Source organism: Nocardia sp. NPDC004278, from assembly GCF_053602975.1.
In genome coordinates this window covers 211,843-227,841 of the sequence record NZ_JBSGEQ010000007.1, presented here as the reverse complement: position 1 = coordinate 227,841, position 15,999 = coordinate 211,843, and the positions used below count along the sequence as shown (strand labels likewise).

General features: G+C 67.4%; 14 protein-coding genes. 5 read left to right on the top strand and 9 right to left on the bottom strand.

Annotation, left to right across the window (positions count from 1 at the left end):
- Window positions 1-194: 194 nt before the first annotated feature.
- Window positions 195-1,016, top strand: coding sequence for a neutral zinc metallopeptidase (locus tag ACWEO2_RS13790; protein ID WP_452405603.1), 822 nt, complete (start codon window positions 195-197; stop codon window positions 1,014-1,016).
- A 37-nt stretch (window positions 1,017-1,053) separates the two neighbouring features.
- Here the strand turns inward: ACWEO2_RS13790 and ACWEO2_RS13785 are convergent, their stop codons facing one another.
- From ACWEO2_RS13785 to ACWEO2_RS13745, 9 genes are all read right to left on the bottom strand, one after another.
- A complete protein-coding gene (locus ACWEO2_RS13785; RefSeq protein WP_452405602.1) occupies window positions 1,054-2,001 on the bottom strand; it encodes a Ppx/GppA phosphatase family protein in 948 nt (315 codons plus the stop codon).
- Window positions 1,994-2,548, bottom strand: a complete 555-nt coding sequence (locus ACWEO2_RS13780; RefSeq protein WP_354951395.1) for a DUF501 domain-containing protein — start codon at window positions 2,546-2,548, stop codon at window positions 1,994-1,996. Before ACWEO2_RS13780 ends, ACWEO2_RS13785 begins: the two co-directional genes overlap by 8 nt.
- Window positions 2,545-3,186 (bottom strand): FtsB family cell division protein, encoded by a 642-nt coding sequence (locus tag ACWEO2_RS13775; protein WP_452405601.1) that lies wholly within the window; start codon window positions 3,184-3,186, stop codon window positions 2,545-2,547. Before ACWEO2_RS13775 ends, ACWEO2_RS13780 begins: the two co-directional genes overlap by 4 nt.
- 173 nt (window positions 3,187-3,359) lie before the next feature.
- On the bottom strand, window positions 3,360-4,646 hold the full coding sequence (gene eno, locus ACWEO2_RS13770) for a phosphopyruvate hydratase (protein WP_452405600.1): 1,287 nt from the start codon (window positions 4,644-4,646) through the stop codon (window positions 3,360-3,362).
- A gap of 177 nt (window positions 4,647-4,823) precedes the next feature.
- The gene (locus ACWEO2_RS13765; protein ID WP_452405698.1) at window positions 4,824-5,513 is read right to left on the bottom strand and encodes a lytic transglycosylase domain-containing protein; all 690 of its coding nucleotides are present in this window, start codon (window positions 5,511-5,513) and stop codon (window positions 4,824-4,826) included.
- 246 nt (window positions 5,514-5,759) lie between these two features.
- On the bottom strand, window positions 5,760-7,535 hold the full coding sequence (locus ACWEO2_RS13760; protein WP_452405599.1) for an ABC transporter ATP-binding protein: 1,776 nt from the start codon (window positions 7,533-7,535) through the stop codon (window positions 5,760-5,762).
- A complete protein-coding gene (locus ACWEO2_RS13755) occupies window positions 7,532-8,392 on the bottom strand; it encodes an ABC transporter permease subunit (RefSeq protein WP_452405598.1) in 861 nt (286 codons plus the stop codon). The genes ACWEO2_RS13760 and ACWEO2_RS13755 overlap by 4 nt, the downstream gene beginning before the upstream one ends.
- Entirely contained in the window at window positions 8,389-9,312 is a 924-nt protein-coding gene (locus tag ACWEO2_RS13750) for an ABC transporter permease (RefSeq protein ID WP_452405697.1), read from the bottom strand. The genes ACWEO2_RS13755 and ACWEO2_RS13750 overlap by 4 nt, the downstream gene beginning before the upstream one ends.
- Complete coding sequence (locus ACWEO2_RS13745; protein WP_452405597.1) at window positions 9,312-10,829, bottom strand: ABC transporter substrate-binding protein; 1,518 nt, start codon at window positions 10,827-10,829, stop codon at window positions 9,312-9,314. Before ACWEO2_RS13745 ends, ACWEO2_RS13750 begins: the two co-directional genes overlap by 1 nt.
- 311 nt (window positions 10,830-11,140) lie before the next feature.
- Here ACWEO2_RS13745 and ACWEO2_RS13740 point away from each other — a divergent pair, with 311 nt between their 5' ends.
- From ACWEO2_RS13740 to ACWEO2_RS13725, 4 genes are all read left to right on the top strand, one after another.
- A complete protein-coding gene (locus ACWEO2_RS13740) occupies window positions 11,141-12,334 on the top strand; it encodes a TauD/TfdA family dioxygenase (RefSeq protein WP_452405596.1) in 1,194 nt (397 codons plus the stop codon).
- Window positions 12,306-13,316: an ornithine cyclodeaminase family protein gene (locus ACWEO2_RS13735; protein ID WP_452405595.1), complete on the top strand. Its 1,011-nt coding sequence runs from the start codon at window positions 12,306-12,308 to the stop codon at window positions 13,314-13,316. The genes ACWEO2_RS13740 and ACWEO2_RS13735 overlap by 29 nt, the downstream gene beginning before the upstream one ends.
- A 161-nt stretch (window positions 13,317-13,477) precedes the next feature.
- Window positions 13,478-14,827, top strand: a complete 1,350-nt coding sequence (locus ACWEO2_RS13730; RefSeq protein ID WP_452405696.1) for an alanine racemase — start codon at window positions 13,478-13,480, stop codon at window positions 14,825-14,827.
- Between the two features lie 52 nt (window positions 14,828-14,879).
- Window positions 14,880-15,914 (top strand): PLP-dependent cysteine synthase family protein, encoded by a 1,035-nt coding sequence (locus tag ACWEO2_RS13725; RefSeq protein ID WP_452405594.1) that lies wholly within the window; start codon window positions 14,880-14,882, stop codon window positions 15,912-15,914.
- Window positions 15,915-15,999 lie beyond the last annotated feature (85 nt).

The following is a 15,999-nucleotide window of genomic DNA, read 5'->3' as shown; positions in this document are numbered from 1 at the left end:
GCCGGAACTTCGTGGAAGTACCCGACTGATTGGTCAGGCTAGCGAATTCAAGGCAATGTCGAATATTCGTCGGCACCCACCCAGTGACCTGGCTCGGCATCGACAACGCTCGACGAGAAGCCGCCGGAATTTCCCGGTAGAGTGCGCCTCGCTGGACGGGGAACCCTCGTTTGTTGGCTGGACGGGGGAACCTGATGAAGTACTCGAGCGCGCAGGCTGCGCTGTTCCTCGCCGTGATCGTCACACTGGTATCGCTGCTCGGCACCGGGTGCGCGCCGGTATCCGCGGTGGGCGGCGAGCAATCCGATCTCATCGTCGAGTCGGCGCAGGAGCCCCCGCTCACCGCCAATACCCTGCACGCCGATCTGCGGCTGGCACCGTTGCAGTGTGAGCTGCCACCGGTCGAGATGAGCGCGTCCGGCCAGCGACAGTTCGTGCAGACCACGCTGGACTGCCTTGCCAAGGTCTGGGACTCGCCGCTGCGCTCCGCCGGTATGTCCGTCGCACCGCTGGAACTCGTCGTGGTGGACAGTGTGATATCCGGCTGCTCGAAACAGGTCCGGCCGACCGATGCCGCGTTCTACTGCGCTGGCAGTATGTACTGGCCCGCCGACGATCCGATCCATCAGGGCTGGGGTTCGCTGCTCGAGCACTATCTGCTGTTCGTCGTGATGCACGAATACGGGCACCACCTGCAGTCCTCCACCGGCATCCTGCGCACGGCCGACCGGGATATCGATACCGCGGGCGAGCGGTCACCGGTCGGACTCGAACTCAGCCGACGCATCGAACTACAGGCCCAGTGCCTGGCCGGAGTGATGTTGGCGGCGGCGCAAACGGGCGGCATGTTGACGCCGAGCGCGGCCGACGAGCTGATCGATATCCAATCCGATGTCGCGGAGGATCCGGCCCACGGCACCGGCACGAACAGCAGGCGCTGGGTCGAAACCGGCTACCGCACCGCCTCGACCTCGTCGTGCAATACCTGGGCGGCAACGCCGGACGAGGTGGAGTGAACGAATCCGATCGACCGCACGGGTCGCCGATAGCGCCTCAGGCGATGGACATGGCGATGCCGTCGAGGATGTCGTGTTCGCTGACGATGAGGGCGGATATGTCGGCGCGGCGGGACAATTCGTAGGCGAGCACCTCGGTGATGACGGCGCCGCCGCCGATCACATCGACCCGGCCCGGATGCATGGGGCCGAGAGCGGCCCGCTCATCGTGGTTCATGCCGATCAGGCGGTCGCAGACGTCGCGGACCTGATCCAGGGTCAGGCTGGTGAGATGGACCCGCTCCGAATCGTATTCGGGCAGATCGAGGGCGACGGCGGCGAGCGTGGTCATAGTGCCCGCGACACCGACCCAGGTGTGCGCGCCGTCGACGGGTACCTTGTCGAAGGCCTCGGATAGTCGTTCGGTGGCGAATTCCCGTGCGGCGCAGACCTGTTCGGCGGTCGGCGGATTACCCGGCAGGCACCGCTCGGTAATGCGGACGCAGCCGATATCGGCAGAGAACGCGGCGCGCACACCGTCGCCATCGCCGACGACCAGTTCGGTGGAACCGCCACCCAGATCGACGACGATGAAAGGTCCAGCGGCGCTGGCCAATTCGCCGACGGCGCCGGTGAAGGACAGCCGCGCCTCCTCGTCACCGGTGATTACCTCGGCCTCCGCACCCGGCACCACGGTGCCGAGTTCGGCACGGGCCATGGCGAAGAAGTCCTCGCGGTTCGCGGCATCGCGGGTGGCCGAGGTGGCGACCATGCGCACCCGGCTGACGCCCGCCTCCCGCATCATCGCGACATAGTCGGCGAGCGCGATCCTGGTGCGCTCGATGGCCTCCGGTGCGAGCGCACCGGTCGCGTCCACACCCTGGCCGAGCCGGACGATGCGCATCTCGCGGTGCACATCCGCCAGTCGGCCGTCGCCGAGCACATCGGCGATCAATAGTCGGATGGAATTGGTGCCGCAATCCACGGCCGCTACCCGGTCACTCATTTTCGCTCCGCTCGTTTTCGTGCCCGTCGGCTGGCGGGTGGGGCCGCTCGTACTTCGGCCAGTCGGCGGGAATCGCGGTGCCGCGCAAGCCGTGATCGGCCGCCATCGCTACCGCTTCATCGCCGAACGGATTGACGCCGGGACCCTTGGCCAGCGCGTGCGCGATCAGCACATGCAAGCATTTCACCCGCTCCGGCATCCCGCCACCGGTGAAATCGGTGCCGAGCGACTCGATGGCATTGCGTTCGGCCAGATAGCTCTCATGCGCGGCGCGGTAGGCGGCGGCCAATTCCGAGTCGGTGGCGAGGCGTTCGGTCATTTCCCGCATGACGCCAGCGGATTCCTGACGACTCGCCTCGGCGGTGAGCCGCGGATCGGTCAGGTAGTACAGGGTCGGGAAGGGGGTGCCGTCGGGCAGGCGCGGCGCGGTCTTGACCACCGCGGGCAGCCCGTCCGGGGTGCGGTAGGCGACGGCGAGCACGCCGCGCGGCGCGCGCCCGAGCTGCTCGGCGATGATCTCGAGATCGCGGTCGGTCGGTGCGGTCACCTCGGTCCTTCCGGTGCTGGAGTCGGCGCGGCAGGCGGTCCGGCCGGTGCGGCCGCGGGTGGCGCCGGGGCCTGCTGCGGTTGGGAGATACTGCGCCACAGCTCGGTGTACCAAGGCTCGGGCGCCTTCGACTGGGTCGGTGCGGCGGGTGGCGCGGGCGCCTCGATACCGGGCACCTGCACGATGTAAGGCGTCTCGCCCGGCATGACCAGCCGCAACCGGTCCCTGGCCTCGGAGCGGACGTAGGCCGGATCCTGTTGCTGGGCCCGGCGATCCCGCAACTTGGCGAGATCGGCCTCGAGTTCGATGCGCTCCTGCGCGAGGTGCGCGGCCTCGGCACGCTGGGTGAAGTAGGTGCGCAGCGGCACGGCCAGGGTCAGTGCCAGGGCGCACACCACAATGGCCAGGATGACCGCCTTACCGGTCGAGAGCCCGAGGATGGTGCGATCGTGCTCGGCGACGCGCGGCTTTGTGCGCCGCGGCTCGGCCTTCTTCTCGGCAGGTTCGGAGCGCCTGCGGGTCGTCCGTTTCGGCGCGGCCGCCGGGGATTCGGCCGATGGGCGCGATCTGGCAGAGCGCGACGTGCGGCGGTTCCCACGTCCGGCCGGACTGGATCCACGCGCACGTCGCTCTGTCATACCGTCACCCTGTATCTACCTGTATCCGATTGCGGTGCTCCCGAGCCCTTGGTGGCTACGCAGGCTGATCGTTTCGAGCGACCTGCAAGCAATCGCTACGGCTGATCGTTTCGAGCGACCTGCAAGCAGTCGCTACGGCTAGCCTCCGGGCCCGTCGCTCACACCGCGATCGACTAGCCCTCGAACGCGAACCGCGGGAACGCGACGTCACCCGCGTACCGTGCGGAATCGCCGAGCGCGTCTTCGATGCGCAGCAGCTGGTTGTACTTGGCGACGCGCTCGCTGCGCGCCGGAGCACCGGTCTTGATCTGGCCGCTGCCCACCGCGACCGCGAGGTCGGCGATGGTGGTGTCCTCGGTCTCGCCGGACCGGTGGCTCATCATCGTCTTGTAGCCGTTGCGGTGCGCGAGTTCGACTGCGTCGAGGGTCTCGGTGAGCGTGCCGATCTGGTTGACCTTCACCAGCAGCGCATTGGCCGCGCCCTTGGTGATGCCCTCCTCCAGGCGCTCGGGGTTGGTGACGAACAGGTCGTCACCGACGAGCTGCACCTTGTCGCCGATCTGATCGGTCAGCGCGATCCAGCCGTCCCAGTCGTCCTCCGACAGCGGGTCCTCGATGGAGACCAGCGGGTAGGCGGCGAGAAGTTCGGCGTAGAACTGCGCCATATCGGCGGCCGAGCGCACGCTGCCCTCGAATTTGTAACCGGTGCCCGCGGTGTAGAACTCGGTCGCGGCGACATCGAGCGCGAGCGCGACATCGGTGCCCAGCTTCAGACCGGTCTTCGCGATGGCGACGCCGATCAGGTCGAGGGCTTCCTTGGTGCCGGCGACGGACGGCGCGAAGCCACCCTCGTCACCGAGACCGGTGGACAGACCCTTGGCCTTCAGCACCGACTTGAGCGCGTGGTAGACCTCGGCGCCCCAGCGCAGCGATTCCTTGAAGGTCGGCGCGCCGATCGGGGCGACCATGAACTCCTGGACGTCGACGCCGCTGTCCGCGTGCGCACCACCGTTGAGGATGTTCATCATCGGCACCGGAAGCACATGCGCGTTCGGGCCGCCCAGGTAGCGGAACAGCTCGAGGCCCGAGGATTCGGCGGCGGCGCGGGCCACGGCGAGCGAGACGCCGAGCAGGGCATTGGCGCCGAGGCGGGACTTGTCCGGGGTGCCGTCCAGATCCAGCAGGACCTGGTCGACGGTGCGCTGCTCGACCGCGTCGAGTCCGATGACGGCGGGCGCGATCTCGTCGAGGACACCCTCGACGGCCTTGCGCACACCCTTACCGCCGTAGCGCTCACCGCCGTCGCGCAGTTCAACGGCCTCGTGCTCGCCGGTGGAGGCGCCCGAAGGCACGGCAGCCCGGGTCAGGGTGCCGTCGTCGAGGGCGATCTCGACCTCGACGGTGGGGTTTCCACGAGAATCCAGGATCTCGCGAGCTCCGACCTGTTCGATGATGGCCACGAAAACGACACTCCTTCGGCTGCTGGCACGGTAGGTCTGACGGGAGGGGCCGTGCGTCTGCGAGCCTAGCGCCCTCGCGGACTCTGCAGTAACCGGCACTCCGACGAATCCCGTCATATCGTCGCGGGAATCGCCCGTCGTTTCGTCCAATGGATGATCATGTCGTCCAATGGGTGATCATGCCCGGCGTCCGACGCTGTACGCGGCGGCGCGATCGCGGACCGTCCGCAGATACACAGTGGATTGGTTGTAGGTCAATAGAGCTTGCTGCCAGCCGCGCTCGGAGGTCAGGTCGCCGCCGCTCGCGCACAGGTATCGGGCCGCGGTGAGGGCGGCGTCATCGATATTCTGCGGGTCGGCAATGCCGTCACCGTTGGCGTCGACACCCCAGCGCTTCCAGGTCTCCGGAATGAATTGCAGTGGGCCGAGGGCCCGGTCGTAGTCCGGATCGCCGTCGAGCTTGCCGCCATCGGTGTCCTGGACCAGGGCCACACCCGGCGAACCGTTCAGCGGGATGCCGATGATCGGCGGGCGCACGGTGCCGTCGGCATCGACCCCCGAACCGCGATGGCTGCCGTGTTTGCTCTCCACGCTGGCGATCCCCGCGATGGTGGTCCATGCGATCCCGCAATCGGGCCGGGACCTGCCCATAATCGCCGCGGCATAGCCGTAGGCCTCCAGCGCGACGCTCGGAATGCCGAGTTTGTCGGATTGTTCCTCGGCCCAGTCGCGCAATTGCACGGCGGTGCGGCCGGGGGCGTCCAGGTCGATCACCGGCAGCGGCGTACCGGGACCGGGCGGGATGCCCTCGGGAATGGGCGGCAGCGTGCGTTCGGTGCCGCAACCGGCGAGCACAACGGTCACCATTGCGGCGGCCAATACGCCGATCAGCTTCGCGTGCACCCCTCCATCATCCAGATCCCATCGACTACACCAGCGGTACGCGCTTCGCGGCCAGCCGAGCGCCATATTGCCTCCCCCGCCGATGGCGCATGCCCCAGCCGTCACGCGCTCCGTGATCCGAGAGTACCGAGCAATCCGCCGTTGGAGCGGTCGCGAAAAGTCCTCGCATACCTAATGTGCATCACGCATATGCTGTGCCGCGGTCGGCGGCTAACCGAGTAGTTCGCGGGTCGCGGGGTGCGCCGGTGTGGTGAGCACCGTTGTCGCCGAGCCGGATTCGACGATGCGGCCGTGGTCGAGGACGATGACGTGCGAGCAGTGGCCGGTGATCAGGGCCACGTCGTGGGTGATGACGAGTAGGCCGGTGCGGTGTTCGGCGCGGATGCGGTCCAGCAGCGTCATGATGGCGACGGCGGTGTCGTGGTCAAGGGCGGAAGTGATCTCATCACAGACCAGCACCGCCGGATCGGCCGCGAGCGCCCTGGCCAGGGCAACACGCTGACGCTGACCGCCGGACAGTTCGTGCGGATAGCGGGTCGCCAATTCCGGCGCGAGTTCGACCGAGTCCAGCAGATCGATAACACGTTGCGCCAGTGATCGTTTCGGTACCTTGCCGATACGGTGCAGTGGGCGGCCGAGCGTCTCGGCGACGGTTCGGCGTGGATTGAGCGCGGACCGCGGATTCTGGGTGACCAGCTGAATGCCATTGCGGCCGTGGCGTGTTCGGCGGCGCGGACCGACCGGAATCGGCGCACCGGCAAGCTCCAGTGAGCCGGTCGCCGCGTGGTGCAGACCGGCGATCACCCGCGCGAGAGTGGTCTTGCCCGCGCCGGAAGCCCCGGCAACCGCGAGTGCCGAGCCGCCGGACAGGACGAGATCGATACCCGCCAGCACCTGCTGCCCGTCGATCGATGCGCCGATATCCCGTGCGCGCAGCAGCGGTTCCGGACTATCTCCGGAGCGCAGTATCACCGCATCCTGCGCATCCGAGTCGGGCCGCTCGAGCACTTCGACAGTGCCCGACCGAACCACTGCGACGTCAGATCCGGCCGATGCCACCGACTCGGACTCCGCCTTCGTGTCACACATCGGATACCGCTGCGCCGCCGCGTCCACCTGGCTCGGCGAGCCAACTGGCTGGTGAACCGCACTCGAATCGATCACCGCGGCGCCGATCCCCTCCGCAAGATCGGCGGGCAGGTTCAGCCAGGTATCGAGCACCGGGCGTCGTGCCACCGACAGCTCGACACGATCGGTCGAGGAAGCGCCGATCCCGTTCGGCTGCGGCGAGTTCGACGCTACCGAACAGATCGGACCAGCAACGCCGCCGATGCCGGTCGCGCCGAGTTCGACCACGTTATCGGCGATGGCGTGAATGGTCGCCGTGTCGTGTCCGGAGAGCAGGATGGCCGCTGCGCGCTCGGCGGCGATATCGGACAGCAGGCGGGCGATTTCGGTCCGCAGGGCGCCGTGCAGACCGGCGAGCGGTTCGTCGAGGATGAGTATTCCGGTATTGCGGACCAGGGCACGGGCGAGCGCGACTCGGCGCTGCTGACCGCCGGAGAGTTCGCCGGGGCGGCGGCGCAGGTGTTCGGCGGACAGGCCGACCAGTTCCAGGGTTTCGGATACGGCCGCCTTCGAATGGCTCACCTCATCGAGCAGGGTGCGCACCCGCATCAACGGATTGAGTGCCGAACCGGGATCCTGTCCGACATAGGCAACGTTGGTACGACGGAATCGTTGCAGTGCAGCGGGATTCAGCGCGAACACATCAAGCCCCGCGACCGTGGCCGAACCCGCGCAGCGGACGGCTCCCGTCGGTAGGTGCCCGAGCAGGGCGCGCATCAATGTGGTCTTGCCCGATCCGGAGGGACCGGTCAGTGCGGTGACCGAGCCCGTGGCGATACGGAATGTGGTGGGCCCGAACAACTCCTGACCATTCGAACCGCGCACCGTCAGCGTGTCGACGACGACCTGGTCACTCATCCTCGTCCCTCCAGCACATCAGGGGTGGCGTCTGCCCTGCGCGGACGCCGCGTAGCCCAGCGCCGAGGCGCGCCCGGCCTGCGGTGCTCGAAGCTCGTGACCGCGACATTCACGCTCACCGCGACCACCGCGATCGCCAGGCTCGGGGCCAGCACCGACCAGGGGTTGAGCAGCATGCCGGAGGCGTTCTCGCGCACCATGACGGCCCAGTTGCTCGCGCCGAGTGTGGTCGGCAATTGCAGAAATGAAGCGGTGCTGACCACATAAATGCCCTCGACAAAGCGCAGGCCGAGTTGAGCGGCCAGCACTTCACGCAGATTCGGGATCACCTCGCGAAACACCAAATGCGGCAGTGTCTCGCCGCTGGCCTGGGCAGCTTCGACATAACCGCTGGCGGCCACGCCGGCCGCGGCGGCCGCGAAAACCCGTGCGCAGTACGGGGTGCCGAAGAGCAGGGCCACCACGATCAAGCCGTACACACCCGCGTCCGGCCAAGACGTGAGCACCAGCAGGATGCCGAGTACCGCCGGGAGCAGGATCGCGAAGTCGGCGGCACCTTCGATCACCGCGCCGACCCGAGGACGCAGCGCCGCGATGGTGCCGAGCACGCAGGCCAGTGCCGTCACCGCGACCGCGATCACCGCGGCCAGCAACAGCAGACCCCAACCGCCATAAAGCAATTGGGTGAGCACATCGCGTCCGATCCGATCCGTTCCCAACGGGGCATCCGCACCTGGCCGGGCGAACGGAATGCCGACCGCCTGCTCAGCCGGCCGAGTCGCCAGCGTCGGCCCGAGCGCGGCGGCAACCACCACGAGCAGCGCGGGCACCACGGTGAGCAGCCGAATTTTCGTCATATCCGCCCTCGCAATGCCCAAGCCCGAATACCGTCCGCCGCCGCCAACATCGCCATAATGACCACGCCGGTCAGCGCGACCACCGCGGCGATCAGCGAGGAGTCCCGATCGGCCACCGAACTCGCCAGCACCGCACCGAGTCCCGGATAGTTGAAGATGGTCTCGACCACCAGCGCACCACCGAGCAGCATGCCGACCGTGGTCGCGAAACTCGCCACGATGGTCGGCAGGGCGAACGGCAGTACATGCCGGGTCAAGACCGTTGTGGCCGAAAGTCCGTCCAGTACAGCACTTTCCACATGCGGTGCCCCAGCCGCGTCCAGCAGTGCCGCGCGCACCACCCGGGTGTTCCAGCCGATCTGCGGTATCGCCAGCGCGAGCACCGGCAGCACCAACATGTCGGGGCTGGCCGGAAATCCCGAGCGACCGGTGATCGTAACGGCGGGCAGCCATCCGGCGCCCAACGAGAACACCAGGATCAGCAATGTCGCGATGACGAACTCCGGAATCGCCGCGGCCGCAGTGGTAGTCGGTTGCAGGAACCGGGTCGAGGCACCCCGCCGGGCCGCCCACCAGCTGCCGAGCAACAGTGATGCCACCACCGTTACCAGGAGGGCGAGTCCACCGAGCAGCAGCGTCGGCGGGAACTTATCGGCCAGTAGCTCATTGATAGATCGCCCACGCGCCGTCCGGCCGAAATCGCCGGTCGCCACGCCGGATAGCCACTCGACGAAGCGAACAGGCAGCGGACGATCCAATCCCAGTTCGTGTTCCTTCACCGCGATCTGCTCCGCGGTGGCGTCGCGGCCGAGCACAGCGCCGGCCGTACTCCCCGGCAGCAGGTCGACGGCTACGAACACCGTCGCCAGCAGCGCGATCAGCAGGATGACGCGCCGGATGAGGAGTCGGGCGAACGACATCACTGCGCGAGCCAGGCCCGTTCCAACTGCACCCTGGCGAAGCCGCCGAGCGTCGGCACATCGCGCACCCGGGACGCGGCGATATCGATACCGTCGGCCATGCCCCAGACCAGATAGCCGCCGCGCGCGTATTCGATCCGCTGCACCTCGCGACAGGCCGTCGCGTACTCCGAATCACCAGGCGCGGCCAGGGCTTTGGTGGTGACAGCATCGAATTCGGCATCCTTGAAACCGGTTTCGTTGCGATCGGAGCCCGAGGACATCAGCTTGGTCGCGAAGAACAGCGCGGAATCATTGGTGCCCCAGGAGACCGTGTACAGCGGCGCCTTCAACCAGGTCTCGTCGTAGAAGGTGTTCGGCTCCTGGGTCACGACCTCGAGGCGCAGTCCGATATCGGCCAACTGCGTGGCGATCACCTTCGCCGATTCGACCTCACCGGGCGCCTCGGCCTTGGTGCGCAGCTGGTAGCCGCGACCGGTATCGAACCCGGCATCGCGCAGCAGTGTCTTCGCTCGCTCCACATCGCGGGTCCGCTGTGCAATGGTGTTGTCGTACAACGGATCCCCCGTGCCGAGGATGTCGTTGGCGATCATGCCGTAACCCGAATGCACCTGATCGACCAGGGCCTTCCGATCGACCCCCAACCGAATTGCCTCGCGCACCCGAGCATCGGCGAACGGCCCGTCGGAGCTCCGCATCGCGACCCCGACCATGGTGTCGTTCGGCCGCCGGACCACGCGCAGATCGCCGCGCCCATCGGCGATGCGTCCCGCGATCGCACCGACATTGGACGCCAGATCGATCTGCCCGCCGAGCACCGCATTCCCCAGTGACGTCACGCTGTCGAACATGGTGACCTCGATGGCATCCAGCAGCGGTGCCGGACCGTGCCAGCGGTCATTGCGCACCAGCCGGGCATTGCCACTCTGATAGGACTCCAACCGGAACGGACCGGTGCCGATGGCCTTGGTGAAATCGGTGGTGTCCTTCTTGACGGTGAAGGTCATCAACCGAACCAGCAGCGGCAGTTGGGAATTCGACTCGGGCAGCGCGATAACCACCCGGTTCGGGCCGTCGGCGGTGATGTCCGCCACGGCGGCAGGCATTTTCGACGCACCACCCACGGTGCGCAGCCTGCGCAGCGACCACACGACATCCTCGGAGGTCACCGGGGATCCGTCATGGAAGGTCGCACCGTCGGCAATGCTGAAGCTCCAGCGGCGGCGCTGCGCATCGGATTCCCACCGGTTGGAAAGGCGCGCAGCAACATTCGGGTCCGCGCCCGGTACCGTGAGCGCGTCGTACACCAGCGAGGTGATAAGGAAGTCGCTGTCATTGCTGAGATTCGCGTGCGGATCGCGTTCGATGCGCGCCGCGCTGCCGAGCGCACCGACCCGCAGGGTGCCGCCGCGACGCGCGGGCCCACCGGAATCGCCGCCGTCCGAGCACGCGGCAGCCAACAGCACCGCGCCGACGCCCAGTCCCGATCGCAGGAGTTGTCGTCGATTCCATTCCATGGTGCCGCCCTCCTCGAGCATTCGAGTTACCGCGCGATCGCAAAACCGTAGCCAATCGAGCTAGGACAGGCTAGCCTAAGGGCGTTCCGGTCGTTGGACTTTGCTCCGCCGCAAGACTCGGGCACCACCCCGAGAACGATGCCGCAAATTAGCTACACCCAGCAACGTCGAGTCTTAATCTCAGTCATGCGCGCTTGCTATTTCTCGCGACTCGTTTAGGTAAGGCTTGCTTAAGTCATCCAGAGGCACTAGCTTCGCAGATCGAATCGTCACAACCCCGCTTTTCGACCGATGCGAAGAAGGGATTCCTGGTGAAAGGCGTTCTCTCCGAACGTAAGACGCTTCACCCACTGGAAATCGAACGCCGCGAGCTACCGACCGCCGCCGGATATGCGGTACGCGCGCTCGCCCGTGAGATATGTATCACAATCGACTCCCGGCCCGATGGCGCGGCCGATACCGCGCGCACGCTGACCGATCCGGCATTGCTCGAGCAAATCGATGCCCGTGTCGGCGAGTTGCCCGATGCGATGCGCGTCGCCATGCGCCCGCCCGCCACCGCCGCGGGTGCCACCATCGTCAGCACACTGCCTTTGACCGATGCCGAATTCGGCCCGACACCGCCGAGTTGGGTCGAGGCGGCCCGCTGGAGCGGTGACGCCGAACGTCGCGCGAGCTCATTCGAACTCGATGTCGTCATGCTGCTGCTCGCCCGCAGCGCGGGTGAACCGTTCGGCTGGCAGGGCCAGCAGGGCGGACGTCTCGTCAACAACATCGTGCCCTCCCCCGGCCATGAGCACGAACAGTCGGGTGCGAGCAGTAGAACCCTGCTCAGCCCGCATACCGAGGACGCATTCCACCCGGACCGGGCCAATCTGCTGATGCTGGCGTGCCTGCGCAACCCGGACCATGTCGGCACCACCGTCTCCTCGGTGCGCCGGACCGAACTCTCCGACGACGAGCGCCGACTGCTGCGCGCGCCGACGCTGCCGATCCTGCCCGACGTCTCCTACGGCACCGGCCATGAGCACTACCGCGCCACCCCGCTGCCGACCCTGTGGGACACCGAATCAGACGGCGACACAGCGGATTTGACGCTGCGCTACGATCCGGCATACACCCCGCTCGACGATGCCGACCCGGAATTCCGGCTGGCCTACGCGCGCCTCACCGCAGAGCTCGAGCGCGTCTGCGCGACCGCCGCGCTCGCCCCTGGCGAACTCCTGTTGGTGGACAATGACGTCGCGGTACACGGCCGGGTACCGTTCACCGCGCGCTACGACGGCACCGACCGCTGGCTCAAGCGCGTCAATATCCGCCTGCCAGAACGACAACGGCGAGCCGCCGAGGCCGACGAAGATGGTTATGGGCAACGGATCGTCGCCCCGTTCCGAGCGGTGAGCAACCCGCCCGCGAGCGCTGGTGTACCGGCCCGGGCCACCGCCCGGACCGCAGTGAGGCTGGATACGACACAACATGATCGAGGAACCGTTGAGCACTCGTGACCGGAGCACACCACTGCGCGTGCTGAGCCGCAGCGATCTCGCGGACGTGCCCATCACGCCCGCCGATGTGGTGCGCGCGGTGGAGGAGGCGTATCTCGCCTTCGCCGCGGGCGATTCGGATAATCCGCGCAAACTCAGCGTGGCGAATCCGGACGGCTGGTCGGTGGCCTACGCCATGCTCGGGCGCGATGGCCGCCGCCGCGTGGTCGCGATGAAGACCTCCTACAAATTCGATCCCGGCCACGATCGCAGCACCAAGCGCTACTACACGACCATCACGCTCTACGACGACACCACCGGCGCGCCGATCGCGATGATGGACTGCGCCAGGGTCGGTGCGCTGCGCACCCCGGCGGTCTCGGCGCTGCTCGTGCGCGAGACCGCACGCCGCGGTGCGGAGAGCGTACTGCTGATCGGCACCGGCACCCAGGGACGAAATGCCTTGCCGCACTTGCTCGCCGCCAATCCGCAGCTGCGCAAGCTGATGCTCTACGGGACGCATCCGGAGGGCCTGGCGGCGGTGCGCGACCAGCTCGCCGCATACAACCCGCACGTGCTGCTGGAGACCGTCGAGGATCCGCGCGCGGCCGCTGGCGCCGCCGATGTGGTGCTGGCCACCGCGGGGCCGGGCACCGAGGTCGCGATCGAATCCGAAGATCTCGCACCGGGATCGACCGTCGTACTCGTCGGCTACGGACTGGCGCCGTCCACCCTGGTCCACGCCGACCGCGTAGTCGCAACCAGCGCTCAGCAAATGGCGCTGACCGGGACCGATATGGTCGGCCCCGACGGCAGGCTGCGACCGGTCGATGCCGAGCTGCCGCAGATCCTCACCCGCCGCGCGATCGCCCGCCGCTCCGACAACGAACGGATCTTCGTCTACAACAGCGGATTGGTGCTCACCGATATCGCCGTCGCGCACGCACTCGCCGAACGGGCCATCGCCGAGGGACGCGGCACGGAGGTGCCCCTGTGGGACTAGACATCAGCGCGGTCGAGTTCGACAAGACGGTGCCCACCCTCGGCACCGCCGAACCCGACGGCACGCTGGCGTTCGACGACGGCTCAACCCGCGACAAGATCAAGCTGGGTGATCACCTCGCGGAGACAACCGGATCCGCTGACCCTGCGGTACTGGCGACGGTGCGGGCGCTGCTGAACATCTGCGCGACGCCGCTGCCCGCACACACCGACGACTGGGAGCGGCGGTTGCTCGCCGATCCGAATCTGCTGGGCGATATCGCCTTTGCGGTCGGCGGACCGTTCCATGTCATGTATCCCGCGCGAGTCGCGGTGAATATCAACGGATTCCGGCAGGCGTTCGAGCGGGCCGGGGTGGATGGCGCGATCTACTACGGCAAGAAGGCGAACAAGGCAGCCTGTGTCGCCCGCGCCTGCGCCGAAAATGGCGCGGGCGTGGATGTTTCGAGCATCGGCGAGCTGACGGCGGCGCTGGCGCAAGGTATTCGCGGCGACGAGCTGATGGTGACCGGGCCCGCCAAATCCGATGATCTGCTGTGGCTGGCGGCCCGGCACGGCGCATTGATCGCGATGGACAGTCTCGGCGAGCTCGAACGATTGGCCGCATTCACCACCCCGGCCGCGGCGGCCCGGGTACTGCTCCGGGTGCTGCCCGATGGATCGGTCAGCCGATTCGGCATGACCGCCGACGAACTGGACCGCGCGATCTCGATGATCGGCGCTTCCGGCACGGTCGGTCACGAATCGATTCGCCTGCAGGGCTTCAGCTTCCATCTCTCCGGCTATGACGCGATCGCCCGCGCCGAACAGGCCGACGATCTGATCGCCCGCTGCTCGGAAGCGCGCACCCTCGGACATCCGGCCACCACCATCTCCATCGGTGGCGGATTCGGCGTCGACTATGTCGCGGCCACGGCCTGGTCCGAATTCATCGAATGCGCGAACCAGCGATGGTTCCACGCGGGCAAGTCCTTCGATTCGTACTACCCCTACCACTTTCCCGCGCCCGGCCCGGCCATGCTGACCGCGATACTCGAGCATGACGCACTCGCAGTGCGGTTGCGCGACAACGATATCCGGCTCGCCATCGAACCCGGCCGCGCACTGCTCGACCAGGCCGGATCCACGGTGTTCCGGGTACAGGGCAGCAAGACCCGCCACGCGGACGGGCACCCCTACCAACTGCTCACCGTGGACGGCACCAGTCTGAGCCTGTCCGAGCAGTGGTTCGACAGCGAGTACCTGCCCGATCCGACGCTGTGGCCGCCGCGCCCCGGCGAGCCCACTCCGACCTGCGTCGGCGCGGCCAGCTGTCTGGAATCGGACATGCTCAGCTGGCGGCGCATCCCGCTGCCACGGCGGGCCGAGGTCGGCGATCTGTTGATCTACCCGAATACCGCTGGCTACCAAATGGATTCGAATGAGTCGGCATTCCACGAACTGCCGATTCCGCCGAAGGTGGTCCTGCACGACACCGGCGATCGACTCCGCTGGACGCTCGACGCCGAATGATCCGGCACCCCTTCAACCCAAGCCCTTACGGCCCACGAACGAGGAGACCTCCATGCCGCTCGTCACGCGCGTGACGGATCTGATCGGCCGCACCCCGCTGTTCGAACTCGCGACCACCGCGACCGGCACCCGGCTGCTGCTCAAGCTCGAGCAGTTCAATCCGACGGGTGCGGCCAAGATCAGGATGGCGCGCGCGATGGTCGACGACGCCGAACGCCGGGGTTTGCTGAGCGTTGGCGGACATATTATCGAGTCGACATCCGGAAACACCGGGCTCGGCCTCGCGGTAGTAGCTGCCGAACGTGGGTATCGCTTCACCGCGGTGGTCGATCATCACGCATGCAAGGACAAGCTGCGCGCGATGCGAGCAATGGGTGCGGAACTGGTATTCGTCGCCGATGAGGGCGACGACAACCTGGCCACCTCGGCGCGGGAGGACCTGGCCGAGGCGATGGCCGCCGCGCAGTCGGACGCCTACTTCACCGAACAGCACAATAATGACGCCAATGCGGTCGGCTACTACGCGGTCGCCGAGGAATTGCTGGAGGATGTGGACTGCGTCGATATCCTGCTCTCCGCGGTGGGCACCGGAGGTTCGCTGTTCGGTACCGCGACCCGGCTGCGCCAACTCGGCTGCACACCGCGGGTGATCGGCGTGGAACCCGTCGGCTCGATCGCGTTCGGCGGGCCGGGCGGGCCCTACTGGCAGTCCGGCACCGGCACCCCGCCCGGTGCCACCATCGGCACCGCCGTCGACTATTCGCTGCTCGACGAGGGCGTCAAGGTTTCCGATATCGCGGCCTTCGCCACCGCCCGCGCCGTCGCGGCCGAACTCGGACTGATGATCGGCGGCTCCGCGGGCGGCTCCGTGCACGCCGCACTGACCCGTCTCGAAGACTTCCCGCCCGGCTCGACCGTGGTCACCCTCGTCTGCGACGGCGGCGAGAAGTACCTGGACACCGTCTTCGACGACGACTGGATGCGCGATCGCGACCTCCTCGACGCCGCCACCGAACGCGGAGTGCGCGAGATGCTCGACCGCTACGCTCCGGTCGCGCGCCAGGGGCAATTGGTCGAGGTGCAATGACGTACCCGCGCACCTCGCTCGGGTGCGAGGCCATCGAGACGGCACCGGATGCACTCGGTCACCGTTGCGCAGTACGCCGTTCGCC

What these genes read in the sequence shown, in the direction of transcription:
- ACWEO2_RS13790 (WP_452405603.1), top strand. Translation starts at nt 195, where the DNA reads ATGAAGTACTCGAGCGCGCAGGCTGCGCTGTTCCTCGCCGTGATCGTC.
- ACWEO2_RS13785 (WP_452405602.1), bottom strand. Translation starts at nt 2,001, where the DNA reads ATGAGTGACCGGGTAGCGGCCGTGGATTGCGGCACCAATTCCATCCGA.
- ACWEO2_RS13775 (WP_452405601.1), bottom strand. Translation starts at nt 3,186, where the DNA reads ATGACAGAGCGACGTGCGCGTGGATCCAGTCCGGCCGGACGTGGGAAC.
- ACWEO2_RS13765 (WP_452405698.1), bottom strand. Translation starts at nt 5,513, where the DNA reads ATGGTGACCGTTGTGCTCGCCGGTTGCGGCACCGAACGCACGCTGCCG.
- ACWEO2_RS13760 (WP_452405599.1), bottom strand. Translation starts at nt 7,535, where the DNA reads ATGAGTGACCAGGTCGTCGTCGACACGCTGACGGTGCGCGGTTCGAAT.
- ACWEO2_RS13755 (WP_452405598.1), bottom strand. Translation starts at nt 8,392, where the DNA reads ATGACGAAAATTCGGCTGCTCACCGTGGTGCCCGCGCTGCTCGTGGTG.
- ACWEO2_RS13750 (WP_452405697.1), bottom strand. Translation starts at nt 9,312, where the DNA reads ATGTCGTTCGCCCGACTCCTCATCCGGCGCGTCATCCTGCTGATCGCG.
- ACWEO2_RS13745 (WP_452405597.1), bottom strand. Translation starts at nt 10,829, where the DNA reads ATGGAATGGAATCGACGACAACTCCTGCGATCGGGACTGGGCGTCGGC.
- ACWEO2_RS13735 (WP_452405595.1), top strand. Translation starts at nt 12,306, where the DNA reads ATGATCGAGGAACCGTTGAGCACTCGTGACCGGAGCACACCACTGCGC.
- ACWEO2_RS13725 (WP_452405594.1), top strand. Translation starts at nt 14,880, where the DNA reads ATGCCGCTCGTCACGCGCGTGACGGATCTGATCGGCCGCACCCCGCTG.